The organism is Shewanella sp. GutCb, assembly GCF_002836135.1.
Lineage (GTDB): Bacteria > Pseudomonadota > Gammaproteobacteria > Enterobacterales > Shewanellaceae > Shewanella.
This window is the reverse complement of record NZ_PJBL01000004.1, coordinates 20,056-42,294: the sequence shown is the minus strand read 5'-3', so window position 1 is coordinate 42,294 and position 22,239 is coordinate 20,056. Positions and strand designations below refer to the sequence as shown.

The window sequence follows — 22,239 nt, the reverse complement described above, 5'->3', positions numbered from 1 at the left end:
ATGGCTAAAGTCGATCCACTTCTTACCGTACTTAAGCTCACTAAAGATGCGGAAGAGCAAGCATCACTACAACTGCGTACCGCGCAGTTAGAGCTGCAGCGTAGGCAAACGCAATTAAAGGCGCTGCAGGACTATCGTTTAGATTACATGAAGCAGATGGAGCAGCAGCAAGGAAAACAGATTAGCGCGAGCTACTACCATCAGTTCCACCAGTTTGTGCGCCAAATTGATAATGCCATTGTGCAGCAAGTTAACACGGTGCAAGAAGCGCTCACTCAACAACAACACCGTCAAAGCTATTGGCAAGAGAAACAACAAAAACGTAAGGCGGTAGAGTTATTGCTGGCTAAAAAAGCCGATGCAGCACAACTTGCAGAGCAACGTAGAGAACAAAAAATGGTAGACGAGTTTGCATCGCAACAGTTTTACCGAAAATCCCGCCGATAGTTTTTCCTCTGTCACTTTTGTTGGCATTATACTTGCTAAGTATGGTAATGAAAGCCATATATCAAGCCGATATTTTGACGCCTAATACCAGACTCATAACAAAATAAGATAAACATTTTGTGCTTGTTAAGGCAACGCTGACGGAGAAGTTATGCAGCAGATGACCAATATATTACTCAGTAGCGCTGATGCAGCTGCCGCAAAAAAGGTGAGCCCTAACAGTCAGCCTGAACTTAATGCCGATGGCGACAATTTCTCAGCAGCCTTAGAAAAAGCCAGTCAAACGGATCCTGCGTCAAATACAAAGCACAAAAATGAGCAAAGTAACACTGACACTCCATCAACAAATGCTACCACTGAAAACATTACGGTAGCAGCCTCAAAGGGTAAGGCAGAAGACGCTGAGGTGAGTGATGACGTTAGCCAAGTGCTAGCACAAATTAATCTTGCCAATAACTTCCCCAGCGATGCAGAGAGTCAATCGATGATTGCCGCCGACGGCGAAACCTTGCCGTTAGTCGATGATATGCAAATAGCGCAAGAAAAGGGCGTTAAAGAGGGGGATTTATCTGCCGCTACGAGCACTGACTTGCCCGATGAGATGTCTGATGAAATGTCTGATGAAATATTGCAAGCGTTAAGCTTTCAAAGTGGTATTTCTGAAGCTGCACTTCGCAATATGCCAGCACAAGATCTCAACGATTTATTAGCACAGAGTCAAATACTGGGTGCTGATGGTGAGCTTTTAACTCAATATGCCATTACAGCTCCTTCTCTGGCAGCAACGTCAACTGATGCCGCGAGAGCACAAGCGGTCAACGACGGATCAACAGCTCCAACGTCAGCAGCGCTGAATGGCGGTGTTGATGGAGCAAAATTCGCCAATGCCGTTCAAACGGGCAATGAACTGACAAGCCCAACGAGTAAAGCCGATAGTCGAGATATTTTAGGCAAAGAAGCGGCGATGCAAGCAGCTACAGAGCAGGGCGGAACGCAACGAGCTGAGATAGAAAAAGGGGTGAGCGCTAAATCTGCGCTGGGCGATGCTAACAATATGACTGCCGCGACAGAGCAGTTAAAAGGCGCCGAGCTTTCCGTTAGGTTAACGCCCATTCAGATGGGGCTAGAGGCCAATCTCGCCAGTGGCAGTGCAACGTTATCGACTGAAGAGATTAAAACTGCTGCAGGCTTACAGGCACATAATTTACAAATACAGCAAAGTTTAACCCGTGCTGAGCCGCAACAAATACAACTTTCACTTAAACAGCATGCGGACCAAGCCACACAGATGCAGGAGATGATCCAGCGATTTTCGCCGGTAATGAAGCAGCAATTAATCACCATGGTGAGTCAAGGTGTTCAACACGCTGAAATTCGCTTAGATCCGGCGGAGCTTGGCAGCATGATTGTACGCATTCAGGTGCAAGGCGATACTACCCAAGTACAGTTTCAAGTCTCACAACATCAAACACGTGATTTAATTGAGCAAGCAATGCCAAGATTACGTGAAATGCTGGCTGAACAAGGTATGCAATTGACCGATGGTCAGGTGTCTCAAGATAACGGTGGCAATGAACAAGCTTTCCAGGGGGATAGAGACAGCCAAGGCCAAAGTCACTCTGAAATGGACGAAATTTCAGCAGAAGATCGAGTTGTTGGCACAAATCTAGCTTCTAGTGCCGCATCAGGTATAGATTATTATGCATAAGCAGGTACCCTATAGCGCACATTATAATTTTGGTTTTATAGGTTGTCTTTGAACCTGTAAAGTAAGGGCATAAATGCTCGAGTTAGGGAAAGCAGATGGCAGAAGAACAATCATTAGAGCTCGAGGTTAATGACGAGCCCAAAAGTAAGAAAAAGTTAATCTTGTTTGGCGGTATTGCTGTAGCACTTTTCATTGTTATAGCGGTGACGCTATGGATGTTATTGAGCGGTGATGCTGAACAGAGCTCGGAGGGTCAACCTACCGCAGCAGAGACTGCAAATCAGGGAGAAGCCTTTTACGCTGCTATGCCACGACCGTTCTTATTTAACTTGCCAGGCAACGGCCGCACGCGACTTGTTGAAATCAAAGTGCAGTTGATGGTGCGCGGCAAGGACGATGATGTATTGATTAAAAAGCACATTCCACTGATTGAAGATGCACTACTGACCACATTTAGTGGTGCGGATGTGCAAAAACTCAGTACCCAAGCTGGCAAAGATGAGATGCGTTTGTTAGCCCTGCTCAATGTGCAAAACACCTTGCAGCCCATTATTGGTCGTAAAGTGGTTGAAAAAGTATTATTTACCGGCTTTGTGATGCAGTAAGTTTGCACGGCTTTTTGTAAACCAAACGTTTTTATATAGGCAAAGGCAATATCGTGAGTGATTTATTAAGCCAAGACGAAATTGATGCGCTACTACACGGTGTAGATGACGTTGAAGAGGACATGATTCAGGACGATGAGCTTGATGCACGTTCTTATGATTTCTCTTCGCAAGACCGTATTGTACGTGGCCGAATGCCAACGCTTGAGATTGTTAACGAGCGCTTTGCTCGCCACTTGCGCATTAGCATGTTTAACATGATGCGCCGAGCGGCGGAAGTGTCGATCAATGGTGTGCAAATGCTCAAGTTTGGTGAGTACGTCCATACCCTGTTTGTACCGACCAGTTTAAACATGGTGCGCTTTAGTCCATTAAAAGGCACGGCGTTGATCACCATGGAAGCGAGATTGGTGTTTATCTTGGTCGATAACTTTTTTGGAGGTGATGGACGATTCCACGCCAAAATTGAAGGTCGAGAATTTACCCCAACTGAGCGCCGTATTGTTCAATTGCTGCTAAAAATCATTTTTGAAGATTATAAAGAAGCGTGGGCGCCAGTAATGGATGTTGAGTTTGATTATCTCGACTCTGAAGTTAACCCCGCTATGGCGAACATCGTCAGCCCGACGGAGGTAGTGGTGGTGAGTTCATTCCATATCGAAGTGGATGGCGGCGGCGGAGATTTTCATATCACCATGCCGTATTCCATGATTGAGCCTATCCGCGAGTTACTCGATGCGGGCGTGCAAAGTGATACTCAAGATACGGACATGCGTTGGTCTCAGGCGCTACGAGATGAGATCATGGACGTAGATGTGGGTATTGATGCCACCGTGGTGGAACATCAACTGACCCTGCGTGAAGTGCTTGAGTTCAAAGCGGGCGATGTTATTCCCGTTGAACTGCCTGAATATATTGTTTTAAAAGTTGAAGACCTTCCCACTTATCGTTGTAAGATGGGGAAAACAAAAGAGAATCTTGCATTAAAGATTTGCGAAAAAATTCCTAGACCGGAAACGGCTAAGACAGAGTTGCAGTTGGTTACGCATAAAGGTAAGCCACGCGAACGTTCTGAGATATAAGGTGATACGTCGATGAGTACAGATACAGGTGATGATTGGGCTGCAGCAATGGCTGAGCAAGCAATTGAAGAAGCACAAGCAGTTGAACTTGATGAGTTTAGTAGCGATGCTGCTCATTTCAGTCAAGAGGAAGCGTCAAAACTCGATGCGATAATGGACATTCCGGTGACTATTTCGATGGAAGTAGGCCGCAGTTTTATCAATATTCGTAATTTGCTGCAGTTAAACCAAGGCTCGGTGGTTGAATTAGACCGTATCGCTGGCGAGCCATTGGATGTCATGGTCAATGGTACGTTAATCGCCCACGGTGAGGTGGTTGTGGTCAATGACAAGTTTGGTATTCGTTTAACCGACGTTATTAGCCAAACTGAGCGCATTAAAAAGCTTAAATAGAAAGGATGAGTAATGAGTTTTCAGATGGTATTAGCAAGTCTTGCTAGCGTTGCCGCTACAGCAGAGAAATCGGCAGCGCCCTCAAGTGTTGCTACGCTTGCCAGTATGGTGGGAGGCCTAATTGTTGTTTTATTGCTGATTTTTGCCTTAGCTTATATGGTGAAGCGACTGAATCTAGTGCCTAGTAACCAAGGGGTGCTAAAAACCATCGCCGTTACGCCGCTGGGCCAAAAAGAAAAACTAGTGTTAGTTGAAGTCGATGGCCAGCAATATCTGCTCGGCGTCACACCTCATCAAGTCAATTTGGTCGATAAACTCACCACGCCAGTTGAGCAGCCTAAAGTCTCCTTTGCGGATCGATTACGTCAAGTGAAGTCGTCACAATGATAAAATGGAATATGTTGTTTGTTGGGCTGGCGCTGTCTTTGCTCTCACCGACGGCCCTTGCTGCAACGGGGATTTTACCTGCCGTAACGGTGTCAACAGGGGCTGATGGCTCGACCCAATATTCGGTGACAATGCAGATTTTGCTGTTGATGACAGCGTTAAGCTTTATTCCTGCAGCGGTCATTATGTTGACTTCATTCACTCGTATTATTGTTGTCTTATCTATTTTGCGACAAGCGATTGGTCTACAGCAGGCACCGTCGAATCAAATTCTAATCGGCATCAGTATGTTTATGACATTTTTTATTATGTCGCCGGTGTTCGATAAAATTTATGATCAAGCAGTATTGCCCTATATTGAACAGGGAATGCCAATCGATCAGGCGTTCAATACAGGTAAAGGGCCGTTAAAAGACTTTATGTTAGCGCAGGTTCGCTTAACTGATTTAGATACCTTTATTGAAATATCAGGTTATCAAAATATTAACGAGCCTGAAGATGCGCCAATGAGCGTGATTATTCCTGCCTTTATCACCAGTGAGCTGAAGACCGCATTCCAAATTGGTTTTATGTTATTCGTGCCATTCTTGGTATTAGATTTGGTGGTGGCCAGTATTTTGATGGCAATGGGTATGATGATGTTGTCGCCGATGATTGTCTCTTTGCCGTTTAAAATCATGCTGTTCGTATTGGTTGATGGCTGGAGCTTAGTCATGGGTACGTTAGCGAATAGTTTCGGATTATAGGTAGGCTATGACCCCAGAGGCGCTCATTAATATTGTAGATATCTGCCATGAAACATTAGCAGCCATAGTTTCTCGCTTGTTTATTGAAGGTAGCTTATGACTCCAGAAGCCCTGATTGATATCTTTCGAGAAGCCCTTACCGTGATTGTCACCATGGTATCGATGATTATTGTACCAGGATTGATTGTGGGTTTGGTTGTTGCCGTTTTTCAGGCGGCGACCTCAATTAACGAACAAACATTGAGTTTCTTACCTCGTCTACTGACGACGTTATTTGGCTTGATGTTCATGGGCCATTTGCTGGTGCAAACCATGATGGAGTTCTTTTTGCAGATGGTGAATATGATCCCGCAGGTCATAGGCTAATCATGCCTACTATACGACAACATGTTATTCCGATGCTTAATAGGCATTTAGGCGTAGTGTTGTAGCTATGGATATTTTACTCGATACTATTATGGGCGGAATTGCCGGTTACATGTGGCCGCTAACACGCATATCCAGTATGTTTATGGTGATGGCTGTTTTCGGCGCCAATACCACGCCCTCGCGAGTGAGATTAATGCTGTCACTGGCCGTTACCGCTGCCGTTGTGCCTGTTTTACCTCCAATGCCAAACATTGAACTGTTTTCATTAAGTGCTGTTTTTGTCACGTTCCAGCAGATCATTATTGGTGTATCAATGGGCTTTGGCTCTTTATTGTTGATGCAGACCTTTGTGCTAACAGGGCAAATCATCGGCATGCAAACCAGTTTGGGTTTTGCTTCGATGATCGATCCCAGCTCAGGTCAGCAGACCCCCGTAGTGGCTAACTTCTTCCTGCTGCTGACCACTCTGATATTTCTGGCCGTAGATGGGCACCTAGTCTTAATTAAAATGGTTGTTGCCAGTTTTGACTCCATTCCAGTGTCGATGAACGGCCTCAGCTTAGCCAGTTATCGGCTGTTCACTGAATTTGTCGGTTACATGTTTGGCGCGGCGCTTACGATGTCGCTGTCAGCTATTGTCGCACTGCTCACTATCAACCTCTCATTTGGTGTCATGACTCGTGCATCACCGCAATTAAACATTTTTTCTATTGGTTTCCCGGTCACCATGGTAAGCGGCCTGTTTATTCTATGGCTTACATTGACGCCTATCATGGCTCACTTTGATGAGGTTTGGCGTGAAACGCAGATTTTGCTGTGTAATGTACTAGAGCTGCAGTGTAATTCAGAAGGCACAATCAATTAATGGCTGCATTAATAGCGGGACTTATACCGGGATTAAGCCTTAATGGCTGGCGACCTTGCACTTTGAAGCCTTGTAGCTTCAAAGATAACACTCTGGTCAGTCACAATGGCTGAGAACGACAGCAGCCAAGAAAAAACAGAGGAAGCAACCGCCAGGAAGTTGCAACAGGCCAAAGACAAAGGGCAGGTTGCACGCTCCAAAGATTTAGGCACCTCTGCAGTGCTTATTGCGGCTGCTGTGGGATTAGTGATGACTGGGCCGAGCATTGCCAAGGCGATGCACAACATTATGACTAACTTGTTTGTCATGACCCGCGAAGAGATTTTTGACACGCGGCAAATGATGAATATCTGGAGCATGGTCGGTAACGAGTTAGCGTCGCCGTTGTTGGGTTTTATCGCATTTCTCGCCCTAATAGCTTTCGTGGGCAACATCGCACTTGGTGGCATGTCTTTCTCTGCTAAAGCCTGCATGCCAAAATCCAGTAAAATGAATCCAGCTAAAGGCTTAAAACGCATGTTCGGTGTGCAAGCTGTGGTGGAGTTGACTAAAGGTATCGCGAAGTTCTCCGTTGTGGCAATAACGGCTTATTTAGTCCTTAATATTTATCTGAATGATATTTTGATGCTGTCGCAAGATCACTTGCCCGGCAATATTTATCACGCGCTTGATCTCGTCTCATGGATTTTCATCTTACTGTGCGCATCAACATTCTTAATTGTTGCCATTGATGTTCCCTACCAAATTTGGAATCACAGCAAAGAGCTGAAGATGACCAAGCAAGAAGTGAAAGACGAATATAAAGATACCGAAGGTAAGCCGGAAGTTAAGGGACGTATTCGCCAGTTACAACAAGAGATGGCTCAGCGCCGTATGATGGGCGAAGTGCCCAATGCCGATGTTATTGTGGTTAACCCCGAACATTACGCCGTTGCGGTGAAATATGATGCGACTAAATCGACAGCCCCTTTTGTGGTGGCTAAAGGGGTCGATGAAGTGGCATTTAAGATCCGCGAAATAGCCCGAGAGCATAATGTAGCTATTGTCACTGCAGCGCCATTAGCGCGTGCTATCTACCATACGACTAAAATAGATCAAGAGATCCCTGAAGGTCTATTTACCGCGGTTGCTCAGGTGCTTGCGTATGTATTTCAGCTTCGGCAATTCCAAAAAGGTAAAGGGCGTCGCCCTAATGCCGTCCCCACAAAACAGCCTATTCCTGATGAGTTGAAGCACTAGCGGCTATAACTCACATTTCTCAGCTATAAATTGTATAATAAACAGTCAGTTGTTTGGTTGTCCATTCTTTGGTTATTCGTTTCAGGTTATAGTGTGCGCCGCTCTATGGTGTGAGCAGATTGATCTTGTTAATATTGGTACTAATTTTGCAGTACAGCTAACAAGCGTCAAAGATTGGACTCAGGGTGAATGGAACTTAAGGCAAGACTAGGGCAATTAAAGCAATTAAAGCCCGCACATTTTAAAGGATTGGGTACCCCTATATTGGTTTTAGCTGCATTGGCTATGATCACGTTACCCATGCCTGCTTTTCTGCTGGATATTCTGTTTGCGTTTAACATAGCACTTGCCTTAGTGGTGTTGCTTGTTGCTATCTACAGTGACCGTCCACTTGATTTTGCCGCATTCCCGACAGTCCTGCTGATCGCAACCTTACTTAGACTCGCACTTAACGTTGCCTCTACTCGAGTGGTATTACTTGAAGGACACAATGGTGGTGATGCCGCAGGTAAAGTCATTGAAGCCTTTGGCTCGGTGGTGATTGGCGGTAACTATGCCGTGGGTCTAGTGGTGTTTTTAATTCTAATTATCATCAATTTCGCGGTAGTGACCAAAGGTGCTGGCCGTATCTCTGAAGTTAGTGCTCGCTTTACGCTAGATGCCATGCCGGGTAAGCAGATGGCCATCGATGCTGACCTCAATGCCGGGCTGTTAAGCCAAGAGGAAGCCCGTGTCAGACGTGCAGAAGTGACCCGTGAAGCCGATTTCTATGGTGCGATGGACGGTGCGTCAAAATTTGTAAAAGGTGATGCGATTGCAGGAATAATGATTTTAGTGATTAATATTCTTGGCGGTTTTGTCATCGGTATGGCGCAGCACGGGCTTAGTTTTTCCGATGCTATCGAAATTTATACGCTACTCACCATTGGTGATGGCCTCGTCGCTCAGATCCCGGGTCTTTTATTGTCAATCGCCGCCGCCTTAATGGTGACTCGCCAAAATGAATCGGGCGATATGGGCGAAATGATGATGAGCCAGATGTTTGACAGCCCCAAAGCACTTGCCATTGCCGCAGCGGTTATGTTTGTAATGGGTATCGTGCCGGGCATGCCACACTTGGTGTTTATATCGCTGGCTGTTGTTGCCGGCGGCTCTGCTTACTTAATTAAGAAAAAGAAAGAGACTGATCGCGAGCGAGCATTGGAGTTGGCGAAAACTGGCCCCGTTGAAAAGCGTGATACCCAACCTAAAGAACTCAGCTGGGATGATGTTCAACATGTTGACACCATTGGTCTTGAGGTCGGTTATCGTTTGATCCCGCTGGTAGACAAAGGTCAGGGCGGCGAGCTACTTGGCAGAATTAAAGGCGTGCGTAAAAAGTTGTCGCAAGAGTTAGGTTTTTTAGTGCCAGCGGTACATATTCGCGACAATTTAGACCTGTCGCCTAACGCGTATCGGATCTCATTAATGGGGGTTTCATCTGGTGAAGGCGAAATTCGTCATGATTGCGAGCTAGCGATTAACCCCGGACAAGTTTTTGGCAAGCTCGATGGTATTGAAACCACAGATCCAGCCTTTGGTTTAGAAGCCGTATGGATTGCACCAGAGCTTAGAGAGCATGCACAGACCCTAGGCTATACCGTCGTAGACGCTGCCACGGTAGTGGCCACTCACATCAGCCAGCTGCTTACCAATAATGCCTCTAAGTTATTGGGTTATGAAGAGGTTCAGCAACTACTGGATATGTTGGCTAAAAACGCACCTAAGTTGGTTGATGGCTTTATTCCGGATGTAATGCCGCTGGGAACCGTGGTTAAAGTGATGCAAAACTTACTAAACGAAGGCGTGTCTATTAGAGATATGAAGACCATCGTACAAACATTGTTAGAGTATGGGCCTAAGAGCGCTGATACCGAAGTGCTCACTGCCGCTGTGCGAATTGCGTTAAAGAGAATGATCGTACAAGAGATCAGCGGACCAGAACTGGAAATCCCTGTCATTACTTTGGCGCCAGAGTTGGAACAAATGTTGCATCAGTCTATGCAAGCAACGGGAGGCGACGGTCCTAATATTGAACCCAGCCTTGCAGAGCGTATGCAGAAGTCATTGGTTGATGCCACACAGCGCCAGGAAATGGTCGGTCAACCCGCAATATTATTAACATCTGGCATGCTACGTTCAACGTTATCAAGATTTGTTAAGCATACGATTCCAAACCTGAGGGTGATCTCTTATCAAGAGGTACCTGATGAAAAACAGATACGCATCGTATCCGCTGTTGGGCAGTAGAGGGCGAATAATTGAAGATTAAAAGATTTTTTGCAAAAGATATGCGCTCGGCCCTAGCTCAAGTTAAAGAAACTTTGGGTTCAGACGCTGTGATCATGTCGAATAAGAAAGTGACTGGCGGCATTGAAATTGTCGCGGCGGTAGATTATGACGATCCAAAACCACAGATCCCTGCAGCAGCGCCGTCTCCTGCAGCATTTACCGACCTTAGCGATGAAAAAGTGACCTTAGGTTCGCGGGCGAATATAAAGACGGAAACGCGCATTAAGCCAGCGCTGGCTCCCGATTCACTGCAAGCCCTGCTTGAACGTCAGCAAAGCCGCATGAGCCAGCAAACATTGGCAATGGGCAGCGAAGAGCTCGATATGCCGCAATGGGCTAAGGGATTACAAGCCCAAGTTCCGCAAACTAAGCAACCGCTTAAGGCAGAATTTACGCCGAATAGGGCACCAGACAGTTTTAGTCCTCAAAAGCAAAATAACAGTGCAGAAATGGACGTGATGAAAGAGGAGCTCGCGTCAATTCGTAGCTTATTGACTCATCAAGTTAGCGCGTTAATGTCTGAGCAAAAGAAACGTATCGATCCTGTCGGCGCAATGTTAGAAAGCAAATTGCTTGAAGCTGAGTTTTCACCCGCAATCGCCAAAAAATTGTCAAGTTTGAGTGAACATTACAGTCCAGCAGAATTAGTGGCCTCTTTACCGCGTAGTTTAGCGAATTTACTCGACAACCAAGGCGACGATATTGTGCGTCAAGGTGGTGTTGTGGCATTTGTGGGCCCAACTGGGGTGGGTAAAACGACGACAATTGCCAAATTGGCGGCCAGATTTGCCGCGCATCATGGCTCAGATCAAGTCGGACTGATTACCACGGACCATTATCGCATTGGTGCCTTTGAGCAATTGGCAACCTATGGCAAAATAATGGGCTGTCCAGTTAAGCAGGCTCATGATTCTCATGAGTTAGAACAGATTCTGTATCAATTTAGAAATCGTAAGTTGGTTTTGATTGATACCGCAGGCATGGGGCAGCGAGATCTGCGACTCTTCCAGCAACTCGATAATTTAACTGCAAATAGCAGAATACCTATCCGTAGTTATCTGGTAATGTCTGCCACTGGTCAGCGTCGCGTATTAGAAGATGCTGTAAAACAGTTTACCCGTATCCCGCTTTCCGGCGCGGTACTGACGAAGTTAGATGAATCAGTGTCATTAGCGCCAGCGCTAAGTGTATTGATCCAAAGTGGGTTACCTTTGAGTTATGTGACCGATGGACAACGCGTTCCAGAAGATATGCAAGTGGCTGACACATTAGCTTTAGCCAATCGAGCATTAGCGGTGTTAGATAACGAACAATTAGAACCATTACATAATAGTGAACGGTCACAAGAGATGACCCATGCATTCGAGTAAAAACATGACTCCCGATCAAGCAAGCGGTTTACGTATGATGAATCAGCCAAACAATGCAAAAGTAAAAGTTATCGCCGTATCAGGTGGTAAAGGTGGCGTTGGTAAAACCAGCGTGTCAATTAACACGGCTGTCGCGTTAGCAGAAAAGGGCAAACGTGTCGTGGTTTTGGACGCGGATTTGGGTCTAGCGAACGTCGATGTGATGCTAGGTTTGCGCGCAGATAAAAATTTATCTCATGTTTTGTCTGGAGATGCCGAATTAGATGATGTCATCTTAAGAGGACCAAAAGGCATTGGGATCATTCCAGCGACTTCTGGCACTCAATCTATGGTCGAACTGACTCAGGCACAGCATGCGGGTTTAATTCGTGCCTTTAGTGAGATGAAAACCCAGTTTGACATCTTAATTGTGGATACCGCAGCGGGTATTTCCGACATGGTGCTGAGTTTTTCTCGTGCATCACAAGATGTGTTAATTGTGGTGTGTGATGAACCAACGTCGATTACCGATGCCTATGCATTGATTAAAATTTTGAGCCGCGAACACGGTGTGTTCCGTTTCAAAATTGTCGCCAATATGGTGCGGAGTTTGCGAGAAGGGATGGAGCTATTCGCCAAGTTAAGTAAAGTAACAGACAGATTTCTGGATGTTGCCCTTGAGTTGGTCGCGACTGTACCTTTCGATGAGAATTTACGTAAGTCTGTCAGAAAGCAAAAGTTGATTGTGGAGATGTTTCCTAAGTCTCCAGCAGCGATTGCTTATCATGGACTCGCGAATAAAATATTGAGCTGGCCTATACCTTCTCAACCAGGTGGACACCTAGAGTTCTTTGTTGAACGATTGGTGCAACGTCCTGATTATCAAGAGGATAAGTCTGGTGAATAAAGCGGCCGCGTATACTCGTTTTGATAATAAGACCTCTATCGTTGAACAGTATGCACCGCTAGTAAAAAGAATTGCCCATCATTTATTGGCGCGCTTACCGGCGTCGGTGCAGTTAGATGATTTACTGCAAGCGGGTATGATGGGGCTGTTAGAGGCTTCATCGAAGTTTGATGGTAGTAAAGGCGCGAAATTTGAAACCTTTGCCGGGATCAGAATTCGTGGCTCTATGTTAGATGAAATAAGACGCGGCGATTGGGTACCTAGATCGGTACATCGTAATCAACGTCGCGTTGCACAAGTGATTGATGAATTAGGCCAAGAGCTTGGGCGTGATGCACGTGATCCCGAAATCGCCGAGCGACTAGAGATGCCGCTCGAAGATTACTACAGAATTTTGAATGATGTGTCTGTGGGTAAAGTGGTCGGGATAGAAGATTTAGGCGTTGCCGTTGATGTGGTTAACCACGACGATAACCAAGATGATGTAGCCTATGAGTCGTTAGCTAAAGTTGAATTTCATTCAGCATTAGTGGCGGGGATAAAGCTATTACCAGAACGAGATGCGCTGGTATTGTCATTGTATTACGATGAAGCATTAAATTTAAAAGAGATTGGGGCCATTCTTGAGGTCAGTGAGTCTAGAGTTAGCCAGATCCATAGTCAGGCGATGCTAAGACTCAAAGGTAAACTCAAGCACTGGACGCAAACATAACAATAAACGAACATAAAAAATAAGCTCCGCGGAGGAAACCTTGAACAAGAATATGAAGATTCTTGTTGTTGATGATTTTTCAACAATGAGACGTATCATCAAGAACTTGTTGCGAGACTTGGGATTTAATAATACCCAAGAAGCAGATGACGGTTCGACAGCCTTACCTATGTTACAGAAGGGTGATTTCGATTTTGTCGTCACCGACTGGAACATGCCTGGAATGCAAGGTATTGACTTATTAAAGGCGATTCGTGCCGATGATAACTTAAAGCACCTTCCAGTACTGATGGTGACAGCGGAAGCTAAACGCGAGCAGATTATTGCAGCCGCGCAAGCTGGGGTAAATGGGTATGTAGTTAAACCCTTTACTGCAGCAACGCTAAAAGAAAAATTAGAGAAGATTTTTGAGCGCTTAGGTTAAGCAAGGATGAGCAATGCAGCAATATACTTCAGGGCTCATTACTCTCGAGCAAGCTGAGAGTCTCGTCGCGTTACTTCGTGATGGCGAGCAAGCACAAGCCGATGAATTGGTGAGAGAAATAGCTTCACCTATTCAAAAAGAACTCTTCGATGAAGTGGGCCGTTTAACGCGCCAACTTCACAGTGCTATCGTAGACTTTCAAGTGGACAACCGCTTGGTAGAGCTAGCGAATACCGAAATTCCAGATGCCAAAGAGCGTTTGACCTATGTCATCGAGATGACAGAGCAAGCGGCTAATAAGACCATGGATGCGGTTGAAGAGTGTTTACCTTTAGCAAATGCATTAAGTGATAATATTCAGGCAGTGAAACCGGCTTGGGACAAACTCATGCGCCGTGAACTGCCATTAAATGAATTTAAAGCTCTGTGCCATGATATTCAACAATTTGTAGATAGAAGTGAATCGGACGCAAGTCGAGTCAGAGAACTGCTTAATCAAATACTACTAGCACAAGACTTCCAAGACCTCACTGGCCAAATGATCCGTCGTGTAATTGAACTCGTCAGAGAAGTGGAAAGTAGCTTGGTTTCTATGTTAACCGTCTTTGGTGAGCAACCTGCGTCAATTGCAGAAAGTACACCCTTGCTCGATGTTGAAGCTGAAGGTCCTATTATGAATGCAGAAAAACGTCAGGATGTTGTGACGGGTCAAGATGAAGTTGACGATCTGCTTTCGAGCTTAGGTTTTTAAAGGAGTCAAAAGAATGTCCTTTGATGTTGATGAAGAGATACTGCAGGACTTTTTGATCGAAGCCGGTGAGATTTTAGAGCTTCTACAAGAACAACTAGTCACGTTAGAAAATAACCCTGACGATACCGATCTGCTCAATGCCATTTTTAGAGGGTTCCACACGGTAAAAGGTGGTGCGGGTTTCCTCAGTTTGACTCCAATGGTAGATGTTTGCCATGAAGCTGAAAATACCTTCGATCTATTGCGTACTGGCAAGCGACAAGTCAGTGCTAATTTAATGGACGTTATTTTACAAGCGGTCGATGCCATCAATACTATGTTTGCTGAAACTCAGGCGGATCAGCCTCAGTCTCCAGCGGATCCGAACTTGTTAGCGCAGCTTAAAACACTCAGTGCAGGGCAATTATTGCCTTCAGAGTTAGCGGATGCTCAAGCGGATCAAACAACTGCAGGTGTTGAAGAAGCAACGATTATCGAAACCGTTGTTGCCCCTATTACAGCGGCAGTAGACATTACCAGTGGCGGCAGTATTGACGACATCAACGACGCTGAATTTGAAGCTTTGCTCGATGCTTTGCATGGCAATGGTAATAGCCCTAGCGCGAATGCCGCGGCTGATAGCGTTAATGTAGCGAGCGCAAGTACTAGTGACATCACCGACGACGAGTTTGAATCGTTACTTGATGAATTGCATGGCTCGGGTCAGTTTAAAGCCCCCTCAGCGCCAGCCGTTGTAGCAGAACCCGCGCACGTTGTGGACTCTGATGAAATCAGCGACGATGAGTTTGAACGCTTACTTGATGAACTTCATGGTGCTGGCAGTAGTCCAGGAGCGGTGACTGAAGTCACTCAAGCATCGCAAGCAAGTTCTGCGCCCGTAGTGCAAGCCATTACCACGTCACAGCAAGCAGCTGTGGTCGCTCCAACACCAAAACCCGCGGTTCAAGCCAAAGCTAAGCCTGCGGCTAATACCCCGCAAGCAGAAACGACGGTACGCGTCGATACTTCAAGACTTGATCAGATAATGAACATGGTCGGTGAGTTAGTACTGGTTCGTAATCGCTTGTTGAGCCTTGGAGTCTCCCGTGATGACGAAGAGATGTCGAAGGCACTGGCAAACCTAGACTTGGTTACCGCTGACTTGCAAGGCGCGGTAATGAAAACGCGTATGCAACCGATTAAGAAAGTCTTTGGCCGTTTTCCTCGTGTGGTGAGAGACTTGGCTCGTACCCTCAATAAAGAAATTGACCTTATTATGGTGGGTGAAGATACCGACCTTGATAAAAACTTAGTTGAAGCATTAGCTGATCCGTTAGTGCATTTGGTCAGAAACTCCGTTGATCATGGTATTGAAATGCCAGATGAACGTGAGGCAAGCGGCAAACCTAGATCAGGCACTATTACGCTCTCTGCTAGCCAAGAAGGCGACCATATCCTACTGAAAATTGAGGATGATGGCGCGGGAATGGATCCGCAAAAGCTTAAAGATATCGCTATTAGCCGCGGTGTGCTTGACGCTGATGCCGCAGCGCGAATGACTGACGAAGAAGCTTATAATCTGATTTTTGCCCCCGGTTTCTCTACTAAAGTAGAAGTCTCGGACATATCCGGTCGTGGCGTTGGCATGGACGTTGTTAAAACCCGTATTACCCAATTGAACGGTACGGTTTACATCGACTCGCTTAAAGGTAAAGGGACACGTTTAGAGATTAAAGTGCCGCTCACCTTGGCGATTATGCCCACGCTTATGGTTGAAGTTGCCGAACAAGTATTTGCATTACCCCTGTCTAGCGTGAGTGAAATATTCCACTTAGATCTCACTAAAACCAATGTAGTTGATGGCCAATTAACGGTTATCGTGCGTAATAAAGCAGTACCGCTGTTTTATTTAGAGCATTGGCTTGCTCACAGTCGCTCAACGTTAGTCCATGGTGACAAACAACATGGACACGTGGTGATAGTGCAGTTGGGAACGATGCAAATAGGGTTTGTAGTTGATGGATTAATAGGACAAGAAGAGGTGGTCATTAAACCACTGGGCACCTTGTTACATGGTACGCCGGGAATGGCGGGGGCAACAATAACCTCCGACGGTGGTATCGCGCTGATTTTGGACGTTCCAGGACTACTAAAGCACTACGCTCGCAATAAAAGCTAGCGTTTCAATAAAGGAATAAGCAGAAAGTCTACTTTCACTTATTCCTTTTTGTATAGTGGCAAAGCAGTAACCCCATGCGTTATAGGAATTTAAATGGGCATTAAAGTACTAGTTGTCGACGATTCGAGTTTTTTTCGACGACGCGTTAGTGAGATAGTCAGTCAAGATCCAGAGCTTGAAGTCGTGGGTACCGCAGTCAATGGCGCAGAAGCCGTTAAACTCGCTGCCGAGCTTAATCCACATGTGATAACAATGGATATTGAGATGCCAGTCATGGATGGGATCACTGCCGTTAAGCAGATTATGGCCAATCGGCCTGTCCCCATTTTGATGTTTTCATCATTAACTCACGACGGCGCTAAAGCGACATTAGATGCACTTGAAGCGGGAGCGCTCGACTTTCTCCCCAAGCGTTTTGAAGACATCGCAACCAATAAAGATGATGCAATTGCATTATTACAGCAGCGGATTAAAACCTTAGGGCGTCGTCGTTTATTCAGACCCGCTGTGAGGCCACAAACTGTTACTACAAGAACACGCACTAGCACGGCGCAACCGCTAGCGCCTATGCGCTCAGGAATTATAGCGAGTGCTTCATCGCCATCACCAGTGGTAGCTGAACGGGCGAGTAGCCGTTCAACGGTCGTTGCGCGTGCCAGTGGCAAGAAATACAAAGCGTTGCTTATCGGCACCTCAACCGGCGGACCCGTTGCACTTCAAAAAGTGTTAATACAACTGCCGGCAAACTATCCGTACCCGATCATCCTTATTCAACATATGCCCGCGGCGTTTACACCGACTTTTGCAACCCGCCTTAATAGCCTATGTAAGATCGAGGTCAAAGAGGCTCAAAACGGCGATCAACTGCGTGCGGGTTGTGCCTATTTGGCGCCAGGCGGTATGCAGATGATGCTTGAACGTGGTGGCAGTTTTGGCCGCATTAAAGTGCTGGCTGGTAAGCCTGAAATGAATTACAAGCCCAGCGTTGATATAACCTTCGCCTCAGCATCTAAGGTGTTTGGTGGCGATGTGCTAGCAGTGGTATTAACGGGCATGGGCGCAGATGGGCGAGAAGGGGCACGCATGCTGAAAACGGCAGGTGCCAATATCTGGGCGCAAGATGAAGCAAGTTGTGTGGTTTACGGCATGCCTCAGGCTGTGACGAATAGCGGTATCTCAACAAAGTCCATTAGCATCGACCAAATGGCGGAATCGATACTAAGAGAGACGTTCCATGGCTAGTCAATTACAGCATTTACGGGGTAAAAAAAGTATCAAAGGCGCAGTTAATACAGTGTCATTGTTGCTGATCTTTTTACTCAGTATCGCTGTATTTACCTTGGGTTCGCTTTATTTGGAACTCAGATATAAACATCAGTTGCTCGTTGGTGAAGTTACAGAATTAAAAAACAGTCAAATTTTGTTTATGGTGCCAGATGAACAAGCCGAAGTTATGGCTCAATGGATGGCGAATAATCCCGTTTTTGTGCAGTCATATGCTGAGCGAGCCCGCAAGGGAGAGATAACGACCATGCCGCTAGGTGATGGTAGTGCCGAGAGTGTCGCTCGTTTGGAAAGTGTTGCACCAGATAATGGCGCTATCACGATCAACACAGCAACAACACAACTCGGCGCTGTGAATATTGCTAAACAAATAATCCAAGAGGTTACCGCTAATACTATCGATGAACGAGCGAGTGATAGCGACAAGATTGCGACAAATATTACCAAAGACCGAGTCGCTGTTGATATTAAGGGGGAAACCCCGCCGTTAGCGATAATAGATGCCGATAGTAAAGGTGCTGAGGTGATACTTGATGAGCCGCAACTGACTCTTCCTGTAAAAGCGAAGAGGGTAACCATCGCTGAAGATGGGGTGAAACTGATAAGTCTCCCTCATGGTGGGATCAGGATCACAACTCGAGCGCTAGAAGAGTAACAGTCGGTTAAGTGCGAGTTAAAGTACCTCTTAAGGCGATGGCTGACCCATCATAAGGATCATTTTGAAAATTTGGACCATAGCAAACCAGAAAGGCGGCGTTGGTAAAACAACGACTGTTGCTAGTTTAGCTGGCGTATTTACCAAAAGAGGTAAGCGCGTATTGATGGTCGACACCGATCCGCATGCCTCTTTAGGTTACTATTTAGGGATCGATAGTGAGGAGATCCCTTGTTCCTTATACGATCTGTTCTTAGCGAATAAAAGTTTAACCAAACAAAATATTGGCAATTATATTGTGCCTACAAATGTTGCTGGACTCGACTTAATTCCGTCAACCATGGCATTAGCGACCTTAGATAGGAGCTTGGGTCATCAAGAGGGCATGGGGCTGATTTTAACGAAGGCTCTCGCGCTGTTAGACGACCAATATGATGTGGTATTAATCGACTGCCCGCCAGTGTTAGGTGTGTTGATGGTGAATGCTTTAGCGGCCAGTCAGCATATTATCGTGCCAGTGCAAACCGAATATCTAGCGATTAAGGGACTTGATCGCATGGTTAAAACCATGATCCTTATGGGGCGATCTAAAAAAGTCCAATATAGCTATTCCATCGTGCCAACCATGTTTGATAAACGCACCCGCGCAAGTACCGCAGCGTTGTTGCAATTGAATCAAGATTACCATGACAATCTTTGGGATGATGTTATTCCCGTAGACACTAAATTTAGAGATGCAAGCTTGAGTCATTTACCTGCTTCACATTATGCACCGCGCAGCCGTGGTGTTAAAGCTTACGAGCGATTACTTGATTATTTGCTCGCGAAGGATTTTTCCCATGTCAAAAATGGTTGATGACGCGGTATGTGATTATTTCGCTTTACTGCTTAATGATGCTCCAACGGTTGATGACGCAGCCACAGACACCAGCAGTGTAGACAGCTCCCATTTGCGCACAGAGCCAAGTCGGCTGCGACAAAATGACACTGCGGCGCAGAGTAAAGAGTTTGCTCCTGTAGAGGTTGAAGCACGTATCAATCAGCAAGCGCTAGCTCAGTTATTAGCACCAGTGTCGGCATTAGAACTCAAGATAGAGCCAAAACCTGAATTTGAACCAAAGCTTGAACTTAGTCATCAAGATACAATCGTTAATTCAGCTCAAGCAACAATACTTCAGCCGCAAAAGTCTGCGTTACCAGAACAAACAGCCCTCAACCCATTAGCTGAAAGCATTGATCTCAAACAAGTTAAGCATGCTGCAGCACCGTCAGTGGCGGCCAGTATCACTACAGGCTTGATTGAGCAATTAGATGATGAGTTCCAGGTGCTATTTTTTAAAGTTGCCGGGCTGACATTAGCGGTACCGTTAGTGAGTTTAGGCGGGATAGTCAATATTGAACGTATTAATCATTTGATGGGCCGACCTCATTGGTATTTAGGCGTACAGCAATATCGGGAAGCACAACTTAATATAGTGGATACTTGTGCTTGGGTGATGCCTGAAAAGTATGATCAAACATTAGCGCAAAATGTTGCCTATAAATACATCGTGGTACTGCAAGACAGCAACTGGGGCTTAACGTGTGAATCACTGGTCAATACCGTAAAAATTCATAAGTCTCAAGTTAATTGGCGCAGCCAAGCAGGGAAAAGACCTTGGCTTGCAGGCGTGGTTAAAGAGCAAATGTGTGGCATTTTAAATGTAGAAGCTTTGGTTGCGATGCTAGATTCAGGTCTCGGTAGCCAAGGCTAGTTTGAAGATAAATAGCGTAGGCTGGCATTATTTTAAAATGCCAGTTTAGAAATACGACCAAAGGCCGATAAAAGGGTTAGGTCGGTAATATTTCGATATTAAATTGATTGGTTTGAAGTGCATAGAAAGATATGCTTATTCTGAAATTTAAATAGATAGTCATAGTGCTATTGATTGAGGCGATTATGAAAAGTTCAAATAGTGCAGCTGTAGCAGGCAGTAATGACGATGCAGTATTACAATGGGTGACTTTTAAGTTAGATAACGAAACTTATGGCATCAATGTAATGCAGGTACAAGAAGTGCTGCGTTATACCGACATAGCTCCCGTTCCAGGTGCACCGCTCTATGTCCTCGGGATCATTAATCTACGTGGTAATGTAGTGACTGTTATCGATACGCGTTCACGTTTTGGTCTCGCCTCGGCAGACGTTAATGATGCTACTCGTATTGTGATTATCGAAGCTGAAAAGCAAGTTATTGGCATTTTGGTCGATAGCGTTGCAGAAGTTGTTTATCTTCGCCGTTCAGAGATTGATAATGCACCAAATGTGGGTACTGAAGAGAGTACTAAGTTTATCCAAGGCGTGAGCAATCGTGAGAACGAGCTATTAATCTTAGTTGATTTAGATAAGCTACTGTCAGATGAAGAGTGGATGGAATTGACAGAGATTTAATGAAGTAAAAGCCGGTTCGAGCAGAGACGGTTCGATCTGAGGCTTGAAAGCCGGTAAAGAGACGGTTGAAAGCCGAATAAAAGCCGGTTTAGAGACGGTTAAAAGCCGATTTAAAGATGGTTCGAGCTGAGACTTGAAAGCCGGTAAAGAGCCGAATAAAAGCCGATAGTGCTGAGACGATGATCAGTTAAGAGCCGGTTTAAAGACGGTTCGGGCTGAGACGGTATAAGCTGAGACGGAAAAGCCGGTACAAACTAAGACGGTGAAGTAGAGATGGAAGAAGTTTGCTGGAGCTTAGCTGTATTTTGTTTTAAGCTTTTCTGCTTTTTCCGTAAGCGAAGCGTTCCGTAGTGACGCAGTCGCGTTCCGTTATCCGTAAGCGAAGCGTTCGTCTTAGATTTTAATCCCTTTTAATAAAAGAGCCATTAATGATCACAACTGAACTGCTTATTGCTGCTGCGATATTATTTGTCGTTACCTGTATCTTGCTCGGCCTGTTTTTACAAAAACAGGCGGAAAAACTGCGCACAAAAGTCGAGGCGTTAACCTTATTGGTTAAAGATGGCGATAAGCAAAGAGAAGCGGTTAAGCGAGAACTTCAAGAGCTCAGAAGTGGCACTATTGGCGTGGGTCGCAGAGTGCTAGAGCTGGAAAAGAAGCTGCAACAGCAAGATGTCAAACTTGACGAAGCCAATCAACAAGATCCACAAACCCGATTGTATTCCCGGGCGATGAAAATGGTCAGTCTTGGCGCTGGAATTGACGAGCTGATCCAAGAGTGTGAGCTACCAAAAGCGGAAGCCGAATTGCTGATCCATTTGCATGGAAAGAACAGTAAGAGTCGGTAAAAGTCGATTAAGGGCCGGTTAAAAGCCGGGTGAAAGCAGATACAAGCTGAGACGGTAAGAGCTGATTAAAAACCGGGTTAGAGCCGAATAAACTGAGAAGGTCGGCATTTACACCGTCGCTTTGCTCTTTTCTAGTTTTTACCGTAAGCGAAGCGTTCCGTAGTGACAAAGTCGCGTGCTGTAAGGCCATCGGCCGTTCGTCTAAGACTTTACCGTCTTTGCTTTAAACCTCTTCCATTATTTTCTGATGCATGTTGTTCCATTTCTCTGGAAATTTGCCATCAAGCACATAAGCAAACGCGATCAGCTCTGCAATAAGCAGGTAGAGCTCTTTAGGGATCGCGTCACCCACTTCCAGCTTGTGTAGAAAATCACATAAGTGTTCATCTTGATGAATATACACCCCAGCTTCTTTGGCCAAAGCAATCATCTCTTGCGCTAATGCATCTTCACCTATAGCGGATACCGTCGGAGCTGAGCCTTTATCGTATTTTAATGCAACGGCTTTGGTTGGCTGTTCATGGTTACTCATCTAACACCTTTTTAGT

24 protein-coding genes are annotated in these 22,239 nt (G+C 45.6%); 23 read left to right on the top strand and 1 reads right to left on the bottom strand.

Annotated features, from left to right (window positions below; translation table 11 throughout):
• From fliJ to CXF86_RS04850, 23 genes are all read left to right on the top strand, one after another.
• A complete protein-coding gene (fliJ, locus tag CXF86_RS04960) occupies positions 1 to 447 on the top strand; it encodes a flagellar export protein FliJ (RefSeq protein ID WP_102038497.1) in 447 nt (148 codons plus the stop codon).
• A gap of 151 nt (positions 448 to 598) precedes the next feature.
• Positions 599 to 2,155 carry a flagellar hook-length control protein FliK gene (locus CXF86_RS04955; protein WP_102038496.1) on the top strand — a complete coding sequence of 519 codons (1,557 nt, stop codon included), beginning with the start codon at positions 599 to 601 and terminating at the stop codon, positions 2,153 to 2,155.
• Between the two features lie 95 nt (positions 2,156 to 2,250).
• Positions 2,251 to 2,760 carry a flagellar basal body-associated protein FliL gene (gene fliL / locus CXF86_RS04950; RefSeq protein ID WP_102038495.1) on the top strand — a complete coding sequence of 170 codons (510 nt, stop codon included), beginning with the start codon at positions 2,251 to 2,253 and terminating at the stop codon, positions 2,758 to 2,760.
• Between the two features lie 53 nt (positions 2,761 to 2,813).
• Positions 2,814 to 3,842, top strand: a complete 1,029-nt coding sequence (gene fliM / locus CXF86_RS04945; RefSeq protein ID WP_101092211.1) for a flagellar motor switch protein FliM — start codon at positions 2,814 to 2,816, stop codon at positions 3,840 to 3,842.
• A 12-nt stretch (positions 3,843 to 3,854) separates the two neighbouring features.
• The gene (gene fliN, locus CXF86_RS04940) at positions 3,855 to 4,235 is read left to right on the top strand and encodes a flagellar motor switch protein FliN (protein ID WP_101092210.1); all 381 of its coding nucleotides are present in this window, start codon (positions 3,855 to 3,857) and stop codon (positions 4,233 to 4,235) included.
• Positions 4,236 to 4,247: 12 nt separating this feature from the next.
• Complete coding sequence (gene fliO, locus CXF86_RS04935) at positions 4,248 to 4,622, top strand: flagellar biosynthetic protein FliO (RefSeq protein WP_101092209.1); 375 nt, start codon at positions 4,248 to 4,250, stop codon at positions 4,620 to 4,622.
• Between the two features lie 11 nt (positions 4,623 to 4,633).
• Entirely contained in the window at positions 4,634 to 5,368 is a 735-nt protein-coding gene (gene fliP / locus CXF86_RS04930; RefSeq protein ID WP_374702323.1) for a flagellar type III secretion system pore protein FliP, read from the top strand.
• Between the two features lie 96 nt (positions 5,369 to 5,464).
• Positions 5,465 to 5,734, top strand: coding sequence for a flagellar biosynthetic protein FliQ (locus CXF86_RS04925; protein WP_101092207.1), 270 nt, complete (start codon positions 5,465 to 5,467; stop codon positions 5,732 to 5,734).
• A gap of 67 nt (positions 5,735 to 5,801) precedes the next feature.
• Entirely contained in the window at positions 5,802 to 6,602 is an 801-nt protein-coding gene (gene fliR / locus CXF86_RS04920) for a flagellar biosynthetic protein FliR (protein WP_102038494.1), read from the top strand.
• Positions 6,603 to 6,707: 105 nt separating this feature from the next.
• A complete protein-coding gene (gene flhB / locus CXF86_RS04915) occupies positions 6,708 to 7,841 on the top strand; it encodes a flagellar biosynthesis protein FlhB (RefSeq protein ID WP_102038493.1) in 1,134 nt (377 codons plus the stop codon).
• A gap of 189 nt (positions 7,842 to 8,030) precedes the next feature.
• Positions 8,031 to 10,130: a flagellar biosynthesis protein FlhA gene (gene flhA, locus CXF86_RS04910; protein ID WP_102038492.1), complete on the top strand. Its 2,100-nt coding sequence runs from the start codon at positions 8,031 to 8,033 to the stop codon at positions 10,128 to 10,130.
• Positions 10,131 to 10,141: 11 nt separating this feature from the next.
• Positions 10,142 to 11,542, top strand: coding sequence for a flagellar biosynthesis GTPase FlhF (flhF, locus tag CXF86_RS04905; RefSeq protein ID WP_102038491.1), 1,401 nt, complete (start codon positions 10,142 to 10,144; stop codon positions 11,540 to 11,542).
• 4 nt (positions 11,543 to 11,546) lie between these two features.
• Positions 11,547 to 12,428, top strand: a complete 882-nt coding sequence (locus CXF86_RS04900; protein ID WP_101092310.1) for a MinD/ParA family protein — start codon at positions 11,547 to 11,549, stop codon at positions 12,426 to 12,428.
• On the top strand, positions 12,421 to 13,140 hold the full coding sequence (locus CXF86_RS04895) for an RNA polymerase sigma factor FliA (RefSeq protein WP_101092202.1): 720 nt from the start codon (positions 12,421 to 12,423) through the stop codon (positions 13,138 to 13,140). Before CXF86_RS04900 ends, CXF86_RS04895 begins: the two co-directional genes overlap by 8 nt.
• Before the next feature lie 40 nt (positions 13,141 to 13,180).
• Positions 13,181 to 13,564 carry a chemotaxis response regulator CheY gene (gene cheY / locus CXF86_RS04890; RefSeq protein WP_101092201.1) on the top strand — a complete coding sequence of 128 codons (384 nt, stop codon included), beginning with the start codon at positions 13,181 to 13,183 and terminating at the stop codon, positions 13,562 to 13,564.
• A 13-nt stretch (positions 13,565 to 13,577) separates the two neighbouring features.
• A complete protein-coding gene (locus CXF86_RS04885) occupies positions 13,578 to 14,315 on the top strand; it encodes a protein phosphatase CheZ (protein ID WP_101092200.1) in 738 nt (245 codons plus the stop codon).
• A 13-nt stretch (positions 14,316 to 14,328) separates the two neighbouring features.
• The gene (locus tag CXF86_RS04880; RefSeq protein ID WP_102038490.1) at positions 14,329 to 16,473 is read left to right on the top strand and encodes a chemotaxis protein CheA; all 2,145 of its coding nucleotides are present in this window, start codon (positions 14,329 to 14,331) and stop codon (positions 16,471 to 16,473) included.
• Positions 16,474 to 16,566: 93 nt separating this feature from the next.
• Positions 16,567 to 17,715 (top strand): protein-glutamate methylesterase/protein-glutamine glutaminase, encoded by a 1,149-nt coding sequence (locus tag CXF86_RS04875; protein WP_101092198.1) that lies wholly within the window; start codon positions 16,567 to 16,569, stop codon positions 17,713 to 17,715.
• Positions 17,708 to 18,412: a hypothetical protein gene (locus tag CXF86_RS04870; RefSeq protein WP_102038489.1), complete on the top strand. Its 705-nt coding sequence runs from the start codon at positions 17,708 to 17,710 to the stop codon at positions 18,410 to 18,412. The genes CXF86_RS04875 and CXF86_RS04870 overlap by 8 nt, the downstream gene beginning before the upstream one ends.
• 64 nt (positions 18,413 to 18,476) lie before the next feature.
• Entirely contained in the window at positions 18,477 to 19,268 is a 792-nt protein-coding gene (locus tag CXF86_RS04865; protein ID WP_101092196.1) for a ParA family protein, read from the top strand.
• Positions 19,252 to 20,166: a chemotaxis protein CheW gene (locus CXF86_RS04860; protein WP_102038488.1), complete on the top strand. Its 915-nt coding sequence runs from the start codon at positions 19,252 to 19,254 to the stop codon at positions 20,164 to 20,166. Before CXF86_RS04865 ends, CXF86_RS04860 begins: the two co-directional genes overlap by 17 nt.
• A 185-nt stretch (positions 20,167 to 20,351) precedes the next feature.
• Positions 20,352 to 20,843, top strand: coding sequence for a chemotaxis protein CheW (locus tag CXF86_RS04855; protein WP_101092194.1), 492 nt, complete (start codon positions 20,352 to 20,354; stop codon positions 20,841 to 20,843).
• A 431-nt stretch (positions 20,844 to 21,274) separates the two neighbouring features.
• Positions 21,275 to 21,691 (top strand): DUF2802 domain-containing protein, encoded by a 417-nt coding sequence (locus tag CXF86_RS04850; protein ID WP_180961017.1) that lies wholly within the window; start codon positions 21,275 to 21,277, stop codon positions 21,689 to 21,691.
• Positions 21,692 to 21,914: 223 nt separating this feature from the next.
• Here CXF86_RS04850 and CXF86_RS04845 read toward each other — a convergent pair whose 3' ends face one another.
• Positions 21,915 to 22,223, bottom strand: coding sequence for an EscU/YscU/HrcU family type III secretion system export apparatus switch protein (locus CXF86_RS04845; RefSeq protein WP_102038487.1), 309 nt, complete (start codon positions 22,221 to 22,223; stop codon positions 21,915 to 21,917).
• Positions 22,224 to 22,239: the final 16 nt, after the last annotated feature.